The organism is Actinophytocola sp. (assembly GCF_045807065.1).
Taxonomy (GTDB): Bacteria; Actinomycetota; Actinomycetes; order Mycobacteriales; family Pseudonocardiaceae; genus Actinophytocola.
Genome location: NZ_JBJMIE010000630.1, coordinates 1 through 7830, shown reverse-complemented (window position 1 = coordinate 7830; position 7830 = coordinate 1). Strand labels below are relative to the sequence as shown.

Annotated in this window: 13 protein-coding genes; 3 read left to right on the top strand and 10 right to left on the bottom strand. The window is 70.5% G+C overall.

Annotated elements, in window-relative coordinates; translation table 11 throughout:
- Positions 1–115 precede the first annotated feature (115 nt).
- The 3 genes from ACJ73U_RS36780 to ACJ73U_RS36770 form a co-directional block, all read right to left on the bottom strand.
- Positions 116–457 (bottom strand): ArsR/SmtB family transcription factor, encoded by a 342-nt coding sequence (locus ACJ73U_RS36780; RefSeq protein WP_407782372.1) that lies wholly within the window; start codon positions 455–457, stop codon positions 116–118.
- 148 nt (positions 458–605) lie between these two features.
- The gene (locus ACJ73U_RS36775; RefSeq protein ID WP_407782371.1) at positions 606–971 is read right to left on the bottom strand and encodes a DUF3817 domain-containing protein; all 366 of its coding nucleotides are present in this window, start codon (positions 969–971) and stop codon (positions 606–608) included.
- Positions 968–1402 (bottom strand): hypothetical protein, encoded by a 435-nt coding sequence (locus ACJ73U_RS36770; RefSeq protein ID WP_407782370.1) that lies wholly within the window; start codon positions 1400–1402, stop codon positions 968–970. Before ACJ73U_RS36770 ends, ACJ73U_RS36775 begins: the two co-directional genes overlap by 4 nt.
- 410 nt (positions 1403–1812) lie before the next feature.
- On the opposite strand from ACJ73U_RS36770, the gene ACJ73U_RS36765 reads away from it, so the two are divergent.
- On the top strand, positions 1813–2187 hold the full coding sequence (locus tag ACJ73U_RS36765; protein WP_407782369.1) for a hypothetical protein: 375 nt from the start codon (positions 1813–1815) through the stop codon (positions 2185–2187).
- Positions 2184–2699, top strand: a complete 516-nt coding sequence (locus tag ACJ73U_RS36760) for a roadblock/LC7 domain-containing protein (protein WP_407782368.1) — start codon at positions 2184–2186, stop codon at positions 2697–2699. Before ACJ73U_RS36765 ends, ACJ73U_RS36760 begins: the two co-directional genes overlap by 4 nt.
- On the opposite strand, the gene ACJ73U_RS36755 is transcribed toward ACJ73U_RS36760, so the two are convergent.
- The 5 genes from ACJ73U_RS36755 to ACJ73U_RS36735 all read right to left on the bottom strand — a co-directional run bounded on the left by ACJ73U_RS36755 (position 2696) and on the right by ACJ73U_RS36735 (position 5577).
- On the bottom strand, positions 2696–2857 hold the full coding sequence (locus ACJ73U_RS36755; protein ID WP_407782367.1) for a DUF397 domain-containing protein: 162 nt from the start codon (positions 2855–2857) through the stop codon (positions 2696–2698). The genes ACJ73U_RS36760 and ACJ73U_RS36755 overlap by 4 nt on opposite strands.
- A 17-nt stretch (positions 2858–2874) precedes the next feature.
- Positions 2875–3729: a nuclear transport factor 2 family protein gene (locus tag ACJ73U_RS36750; protein WP_407782366.1), complete on the bottom strand. Its 855-nt coding sequence runs from the start codon at positions 3727–3729 to the stop codon at positions 2875–2877.
- A gap of 120 nt (positions 3730–3849) precedes the next feature.
- Complete coding sequence (locus ACJ73U_RS36745) at positions 3850–4629, bottom strand: lytic transglycosylase domain-containing protein (RefSeq protein WP_407782365.1); 780 nt, start codon at positions 4627–4629, stop codon at positions 3850–3852.
- Positions 4630–4670: 41 nt separating this feature from the next.
- The gene (locus ACJ73U_RS36740; RefSeq protein ID WP_407782364.1) at positions 4671–5159 is read right to left on the bottom strand and encodes a helix-turn-helix transcriptional regulator; all 489 of its coding nucleotides are present in this window, start codon (positions 5157–5159) and stop codon (positions 4671–4673) included.
- 256 nt (positions 5160–5415) lie between these two features.
- Complete coding sequence (locus ACJ73U_RS36735; RefSeq protein WP_407782363.1) at positions 5416–5577, bottom strand: hypothetical protein; 162 nt, start codon at positions 5575–5577, stop codon at positions 5416–5418.
- Positions 5578–5692: 115 nt separating this feature from the next.
- Here ACJ73U_RS36735 and ACJ73U_RS36730 point away from each other — a divergent pair, with 115 nt between their 5' ends.
- Positions 5693–6463 carry a crotonase/enoyl-CoA hydratase family protein gene (locus tag ACJ73U_RS36730; RefSeq protein WP_407782362.1) on the top strand — a complete coding sequence of 257 codons (771 nt, stop codon included), beginning with the start codon at positions 5693–5695 and terminating at the stop codon, positions 6461–6463.
- Positions 6464–6496: 33 nt separating this feature from the next.
- On the opposite strand, the gene ACJ73U_RS36725 is transcribed toward ACJ73U_RS36730, so the two are convergent.
- Together ACJ73U_RS36725 and ACJ73U_RS36720 are read right to left on the bottom strand one after the other, a co-directional pair.
- A complete protein-coding gene (locus ACJ73U_RS36725; RefSeq protein ID WP_407782361.1) occupies positions 6497–6802 on the bottom strand; it encodes a hypothetical protein in 306 nt (101 codons plus the stop codon).
- Positions 6803–6857: 55 nt separating this feature from the next.
- Positions 6858–7830 (bottom strand): CaiB/BaiF CoA transferase family protein (locus ACJ73U_RS36720; RefSeq protein WP_407782360.1); only part of this gene is annotated, 973 nt, incomplete at its 5' end.

Here is a 7830-nt window from a genome sequence, read left to right as displayed (position 1 = left end):
CGGTGAACGCCTCGAACACCAGCTCCCGTGGGGCGTCGATGACCCGGGAGATGACGATCTCGCGGTCGGCCGTCCCGGACTGCGCCTGCGCTGCTCGTCCCATCGCGCTCATCAGCTACTCCTCCTGCCGTGCCTGCTTCAGGTCCTGCACGTAGGCGTCCAACCGGTCGAAGCTCTCGTTCCAGAACCGCTCGAACCCGCCGGTCCACTCGTGGACCGGCCGCAGCCCGCGGGCGTCAAGGCCGTACACGCGCTGCTTGCCTGCCTTGCGGTCGGCCACCAGCCCGACCTCCCGGAGCACCCGCAGGTGTTTCGACGCGCCCGGCTGCGTCATCCCCAGCTCCCGGGCCAACTCGGTCACCGGCCGCTCACCCGTCCGCAGCAGCACCAGGATCTCCCGGCGCTGCGGCTCGGCGATCGCGTTGAAGACGTCCGACGTCGTCGCTGCTCGTGCCATGGCCGCCATCATATTCCCATATGGGCATGCGTCAAGCCGCGATGAAGCAGACGGGTGTTGTCAGCTGAGAACCGGTGATCGTCAAATGCCCGAGCTGGCGACCTCGGCAACCTCGAGCCCGAGGTCCCGTTCGGGCGGCCGAGTCAGGTCAGAGTTTCTGGCCGCGGTGGACCCGGCGGGTGACCGCGCGCTCGGCGAAGAACGAGCCGACCGGGACCACGCCGGACAGCATGACGAGGATCGTGCCCTTCACGGACCAGCGGGCCTTCAGGGCTAGGTCGACGATCGTCAGCAGGTAGACGATGTACAGGAAGCCGTGGATCGGGCCGATGATCGCGCTGTACTGGGGTTGGTCGAAGGCCAGCTTCATGGTGAACGAGACGCACAGGGCCAGGAGGCCGACACCGACGATGTAGGCCATCACCCGGAAGCGGGCCAGTGCGCCCCGCACGCCCGCGTCGCTGACGGCCTGTGCGGGGTTCTCCTCGTCGGTGACTGGGGAGTCGGCGGTCATCGCGTCTCCTGCTGGTGTCGGGCGTTCAGCTGGGCCAGGTAGCGGTTGTACGCGGCCAGCTCCGGGTCTTCGTCGTGGCCATCCTGCCGCGCGTTCGATCCGTCCGGTTCACGCGGGGGCGGCTGGTGTGACTCCACCCGCTCGGGGGCGGGCGGTGCGGCGGGGGCGTCCGGTGGGTCGCCGGCGGCTCGCGTGATGAGGGCATGGTCGGCGGTCGACCTCTCCTGGGCGCGGAGCTTGTGGAGCCGCCAGAACATGAACGCGGGGAACAGGCCGAACAACGGCCACTGCAGCACGTAGCCGAGGTTCTGCCAGGTGCCGCCGTTCTCGAAGCGCTGCCACTGCCACCAGGCGAGCCCGACGCACACGACCACGGACAGCACACAGAGAGTGATGATCCCTGCCCGGCGAGCCAGCACTCCGCCCTTCACACCCCCGACGCTAACACTGTGGGCGCGCTCACCCGCGACCGCCGGGACCTCCCCGGCCGGACGTGGCGCCCCGGCCGGCCCGATGACACGCGGTGCGCATCTGGTAACCCTTCTATTAACTTTGACTCATTCCTCGGGAATGCACCGTCGGATGTCTGACCACTCAGGACGCACAATGCAATTTGCGCACCGTATCGGAGTCGTGCTACCGGCCTAGAGAGTAGGGCGGATTGGCGCGTTCCGTTGGGCCGAACCGCCTATGTACCTGGGGATTTGGGCGACATAGGGTAACCGAATCCGAGGTGCTGCCGATTGCCGTGGCGATGCCTGCCGCGTGTCTGGCACCAAACCAGTCAGTACCGCACCAGACGAGGGAGAAACTCGTGGTGATGAGGAGGAGAACCGGCGGAATGAATATCGAAACCGCGCTCAAGGAGGCCATGACCATTGACGGCGCTGTCGGCGTCGCACTGGTGGACTACGAGAGCGGCATGTCACTCGGCACGCTCGGCGGGGGCGACTGGCTCGACCTCGATGTCGCCGCGGCCGGGAACACCGAGGTGGTGCGGTCGAAGATGCGCGTCATGTCCGCGCTCGCGCTCAACGACACCATCGAGGACATCCTCATCACGCTGAAGCGCCAGTACCACCTGATCCGGCTGCTGGGCGACGGCCGGAGCGGTGGCGGGGCCCTGTTCCTGTACCTGGTCCTCGACCGCGAGCGGTCGAACCTGGCCCTGGCCCGGCACCACCTCAGGCGCATCGAAGGTGAACTGGCGGTATGAGTTTCGCCCAGCCCCGGGACTCCGCCGAACCGGCGCCGCTGCCCAAGCGCCGGACTCCCTCGGCATCGGGAGACGGGGTGTGGTCCACCGTGGACGCTGACCGCCAGGGCTCGCGCGGCGACCCGCTCTCGGTGTTCGAGAACGCCCTGAACACGGTGAGCGGCAAGGACCCCAACGTCTACGGCATGCTGCTGGCGAGCGCGGACGGCTTGGTGCTCGCCAGCGACATCCGGGGCATCGTGGTCGACACGGTCGCGGCCATGGCGGCGGCCGCGGCCAGCATCGCGGGTCAGTTCACGAGCCAGGCCGACATCGGCGACTCCAAGGCGTCGCTGTTCGAGGGCGACTCGGGCTACGTCGGCGTCTTCCCGGTGGAGACCAGCGTGCTGCTGGTCGTGTTCGGCCGCAAGGACATGACCATGGGCCTGTTCAACGTGGCCGCGCGGACCGCGTTGTCCCGGGTGCAGAAGGCGATCGAGCGGCAGCGGACGCCGAGTCCGCGCAACGGCTAGACGAGGCCGCCCTTCACACCCGTGGCGAACGTCCGCCACGCCACGTCGCCGAAGTCGAGGTGGGTGCCGCCCCCGTGCCTGGAGTCCCGCACCCCGACGGCGGCACCCACGAAGGCCACCTCGACGCAGGGGATTCCCGCACCCGCGCGGTGAGCCACGAGCCTGGTGTGAACGGTCAGCCGCCGGTGACCACCGACCGGGCCGCGGCGAGCAGGGCCGGTAGCTGGCCGGCGGCCGCGGCGAAGGCGACGTGGTCGCCGTAGTCGTGGGACTCGGTGATCAGCCCGTCGCGGACTCGGGTGACGTACACGTTCCTCGTCACCACCGGGCTTCCGGAACCGGTCGTGCCCGCGTACTCGAACTCCGCGACGACCAGCTCGGGGTCGGCGCCGTCGTGGAAGACGACGTTCCTCGGCCGCAGGCCCGCGCCGCCACCGCGCGAGAAGTGCTGCCGCAGCTCGTCCCTCCCCGTCAACGGCGGCGCGCCCGGGTAGAACGGGCGCGTCACGAAGGCGTCGTCCGCGTAGAAGTCGGCGCGGCTGAGCGGGTCCGCCGCCGAGATGCTGTCCAGTTGCCGCCACAGCACGTCCCTGGGGCTGCCCGGAGGAGCCGGCGGCGGCGACGGGCGTGCCGGCGACGGTTCGTAGGACACGACCAGGCCGTCGAGGTCACCGCGTGCGGCGGCCATCCGCAGGTGGTCGTGGTAGTCGCGGGAGTGGGTGATCAGCCCGTCCCGGACCCACACGACCTGCACGTTCGCCGCGGTGAAGCCCGGGCCCCGGGACGTGTACTCGGCGACGACCACCGCCGGGTCGGTGGTCTCGTGCACGACGACGTCGAAGAGCCGCATCCGGAACGTGCCGAGCCTGGCGAACCGCTCGCCGAGCGCCGCCCGCCCGTTGACCCGCGTGCCAAGAAGGGGGTGCTCGACGATCGCGTCCTCGGCGTAGAGGTCGGCGATGTCGGTCCACCGCCCGTCGTCGATCCGTCCCACCAGCTCACCGAAGACTTCCGCGGCAGTGTTCACCATGCCGCGAAGGATATGGAGACTGTCTCCGCTTGTCCAGGGTGGGTTCAGTCTTCAAACGTCTGTTCGCATCGTACCGAGCGATCGTGGGCGCTCGATCTGGGAGGCCGGGAAGCGGGGAGGTCAGGCGGCGGCGTGGGCGTAGTCGTCGGCCAGGCCGAACACCTTCTGGCCGTAGGGCACCGAGTTGTTGTACGAGAACACGGCCGCCCACCAGCCCTTCGGCGTGGCGAGGTCGCGGCCGCCCGCGCACAGGTAGCGCCCGGCGGCCAGCGCGGCGTCGTCGATCTGCTGGGGGTCGCCAATGCCGTCGAGGTTGGCGTCCGACGTCCACTTCCGCCAGGTGGACGGGATGAACTGCATGGGGCCGACGGCGCGGTCGACCGCCGGGTCGCCGTCGAACTGGCCGTGGTCGGTGTCGGTGATGGCGCGCACGCCCGTCGACCCGTCCAGGGGGACGCCGATGATCGGCTTGGACGGGCGGCCGTCGTCGCGCAGCACGGCGCCGCCGAAACGGCCGTGGTTGGACTCGACGCGGCCGATGCCGGCGAGGGTCGCCCAGGAGAGGTGGCAGGCGGGCTCGCTCTCGCGCAGGGCCAGCTCGGCGTTGCCGTACGCCATGAGTGCCCTGGCGGGGATGTCGATGCGGCCTGCGACGCGGTTCGCCCAGGTCCGGAGCGGGTCCTCGCCCACCGCGCCGGCTTGGGGCTGCGGCGGGACGACGGCTCCGGGGATCACGTCGGCGGTGGGGACCGAGGCGGCCGGGATCTCGACGGGGCTCTGCTCGGGCTGGGAAGCCGCTCGAAGGAGCCAGACTCCACTTCCCGCGAGTGCCAGGACCAGCAGCACGAGTCCGGCGCGGAGGAGTACGCCCCTGAGATCAGGGTGCTGGCCGTCGGTCACACAAGGTCAACGACGGCCTCGCCACAACGTTACTGATGAGTTCAGGCCGACCGGCGCTCGTTCTGGCGCTGCAGCCGGTTCACACACCACGCCGGCGCGCTGCCGCGGCGCAGGTGGTCGAGGACGGTGAGGGGACCGAGTCGGCGCGCGAGGTCGGACGGTGCGAGACCGGCGGCACGGTAGTCGAGCGCACGCTGGTCGAGCGGGCTGATGCCGGCGTCCCACCACTCCTTGGCCTCGGCGAGACCGCCGACCATCTGCCACCAGCCGGCGGCCGCGGAGATCAGTTCCGCGGGGACGCCGGGCAGCCGCTCACGCATGGCGGCGAAGAACCGTGGGTCGGTGGCCTCGACGGGTGCCCACTTGGCGTTGCCGCCACGCGCCCGCTGGCCGGGGATCCCCTGTGGCTGGACCGGCATATCGGCGAGCCACTCCGACGCGATGCGGTTGATCTCGTCCGACTCAGCGGCCTTCGAGTGGTCCTCTGTCCACTGCCGCACCAGGTCATCCACCCCGGGATCGTCGAGCATCCTGCCTCCTTCGAGAACTGCGGACTGCCCCGCCACACTTCGATGCGGGAACCGTAAAGGCCGACACCGACAGTTCGCCAGACCTGATCTCGAGGAAAGGCGGCCAACAGGGCCTACGGGGCCATAATCCACCCGTACGGTCCAATGTGGCGCCTCGTTCGTGGGACGGCTGTCACTGTACGTGATACGGGCGAACGGTGGCGCGGGACAGCTCCGCCGAGCCTCGCGCTGGGCGGCGCCTACCAGGTCAGGGGTGCTAGGCGAAGACGTTCTGGACGAAGGTGATGATCGCCTCGGCGCCCTGGCGCAGCCAGCCGAGGATTTCCTGCACGGCCTGCGCAGCCGGTCCTGGCTGCGTGATCACGTAGAACAGGACCAAAGCCACGCCCACGAGCATCAGTACCTTTTTCGCCTTCATCGCAACTCCCCTTCACGCGGATGGCTGCGCACAGCTTACGGTGCGTACACCCTTGACCGCAGCACCTCTACCAGTCCAGCTACACGTTCACCAGACTTAGTGAGGAGCTATACCCATGGCCGAGACGGTCCGTGTTGACAAGGCCGGGCCGGTGACAACGGTGCTGATCAACCGGCCCGACGCCCGCAACGCGGTCGACGGGCCGACCGCCACCGCACTCGCCGCCGCCTTCCGCGCCTTCGACGCCGACGAGACCGCGTCGGTCGCGGTGCTCGGCGGGGTGGGGCCGGCGTTCTGCGCCGGGGCCGACCTCAAGTCGGTGGGTACCGAACGAGGGAATCAGCTCATTCCAGTGGCTGACGGTGACGGCCCGATGGGGCCCACCCGTCTCGTGCTGTCGAAGCCGGTCATCGCCGCCGTCCAGGGACACGCGGTGGCCGGCGGCCTGGAGCTGGCGCTGTGGTGCGACTTGCGGGTGGCGGACACGACGGCCGTGTTCGGCGTGTTCTGCCGGCGCTGGGGCGTGCCGCTCATCGACGGCGGGACGGTACGGCTGCCGCGGCTGATCGGGCAGAGCCGGGCACTGGACATGATCCTGACCGGGCGACCGGTGCCGGCCGAGGAAGCGCTGGCCATGGGGTTGGCGAACCGCGTCGTGCCGCCGGGCACGGCCCTGGCCGCCGCGCGGGAGCTGGCCGCGGGACTGGCGGCGTTCCCGCAGACGTGCCTGCGGACGGACCGCGCCTCGGTGTACGAGCAGTGGGAGTCGCCCCGGCCGCTCGTGACGGAGTTCGCGCACGGCGGAAAAGCTCTACTGGAAGCCCAGCGGGGCGCGAGCCGTTTCGCGGGCGGAGCCGGGCGGCACGGGTCGTTCGAACAGCCCTGAAGGTGCCCCGCCGACATCGAGCGGCCGGGGGGGTCAGCCGCGGGGGGCCATGACCTGGCGGACGGCATCGCTCGGGACGACGCGCAGGGCCACCGCGCGGTCGGCGCACACGGACTGCGCGTGCCGCACCGCGGCACAGACCGCCCGGTCACACGCCGACACCGTGCTCAGGTCCAGCGTGAGCACCTCGATCTGCGCGGTGTCCGCCAGCTCGAAGAAGTCGGTCACCGAGCGGTTCAGCTCGGGCAAGGTGGTCCCGTCCAGGGTGCCGGTGACGCTGATCCCCGACGTGCCGTCGACGAAGATCGTCACCGGCGATGTTTTCTCAGGCCCTGTCATGATGCAGAGACTAGGTGGACACCCGCCCGTAACACCTCGGGATGTGACCCTTGATTCAGGCGACAACCCCGTCGGCACGGAGACCGTCGATGTCCGACGGCGAGAAGCCCAGGTCAGCGAGTACCTCACCGGTGGAGGACCGCGGCTCGACCGGTGCCGTCGGCGTGTCGGGGGCGGTCCGGGAGAACCGGGGTGCCGGTGCCGGCTGAGTGTCCCCGTCCAGGGTCACGAACGAGCCGCGCGCCACGTTGTGCGGATGGCCGGCCGCCTCCGCCGGGGTCAGCACCGGGGTGAGGCACGCGTCGGTCCCCTCGGCCCGCTTCGCCCACTCGTCCCGGGTCCTGGTGCGGATCACCGAGTCCAGCACCGACCGGACCGCGGGCCACTGCTCCGGGTCCAGCCGGCCCGCCACCGTCGCCGGGTCGATCTCCAGCACACCCAGCAGCGCGTGCCAGAAGCGCTCCTCGATCGCGCCGACGGCGACGTACCTGCCGTCCGAGGTCTCGTAGGTGTCGTAGAACGGCGCGCCGCCGTCGAGCATGTTGGCCCCGCGGCCGCGGCCCCACATGCCGAGGTTGAGCAGCCCGTGCATGCCGGCGGTCAGCAGCGCGGAGCCCTCGACCATCGACGCGTCCACCACCTGCCCGCGGCCGGACACGGACCGCTCGACCAGCGCCGCCAGCACGCCCATCGCCAGCAGCATCCCGCCGCCGCCGAAGTCGCCGAGGAGGTTCAGCGGCGGCACGGGCCGCTCCCCCGCGCGTCCGATCGGCTCCAGTGCGCCGGACAGGCCGATGTAGTTGATGTCGTGCCCGGCGGTCTGCGCCATCGGGCCGTCCTGGCCCCACCCCGTGATCCGGCCGTACACCAGCCGCGGGTTGCGCGACAGGCAGTCGTCCGGCCCCAGGCCGAGTCGTTCCGTCACGCCCGGCCGGTAGCCCTCGACGAGGACGTCCGCGCGGTCGACCAGCCGCAGCACGATGTCCCGGCCGGCCGCGGACTTCGTGTCCACGCCGATCCAGCGCCTG

Bases quoted from the DNA above. Each gene is read 5' to 3' on its own strand.
- ACJ73U_RS36780 (WP_407782372.1), bottom strand. From the start codon at position 457: ATGGCACGAGCAGCGACGACGTCGGACGTCTTCAACGCGATCGCCGAG.
- ACJ73U_RS36775 (WP_407782371.1), bottom strand. From the start codon at position 971: ATGACCGCCGACTCCCCAGTCACCGACGAGGAGAACCCCGCACAGGCC.
- ACJ73U_RS36765 (WP_407782369.1), top strand. From the start codon at position 1,813: ATGAATATCGAAACCGCGCTCAAGGAGGCCATGACCATTGACGGCGCT.
- ACJ73U_RS36760 (WP_407782368.1), top strand. From the start codon at position 2,184: ATGAGTTTCGCCCAGCCCCGGGACTCCGCCGAACCGGCGCCGCTGCCC.
- ACJ73U_RS36750 (WP_407782366.1), bottom strand. From the start codon at position 3,729: ATGGTGAACACTGCCGCGGAAGTCTTCGGTGAGCTGGTGGGACGGATC.
- ACJ73U_RS36740 (WP_407782364.1), bottom strand. From the start codon at position 5,159: ATGCTCGACGATCCCGGGGTGGATGACCTGGTGCGGCAGTGGACAGAG.
- ACJ73U_RS36735 (WP_407782363.1), bottom strand. From the start codon at position 5,577: ATGAAGGCGAAAAAGGTACTGATGCTCGTGGGCGTGGCTTTGGTCCTG.
- ACJ73U_RS36730 (WP_407782362.1), top strand. From the start codon at position 5,693: ATGGCCGAGACGGTCCGTGTTGACAAGGCCGGGCCGGTGACAACGGTG.
- ACJ73U_RS36725 (WP_407782361.1), bottom strand. From the start codon at position 6,802: ATGACAGGGCCTGAGAAAACATCGCCGGTGACGATCTTCGTCGACGGC.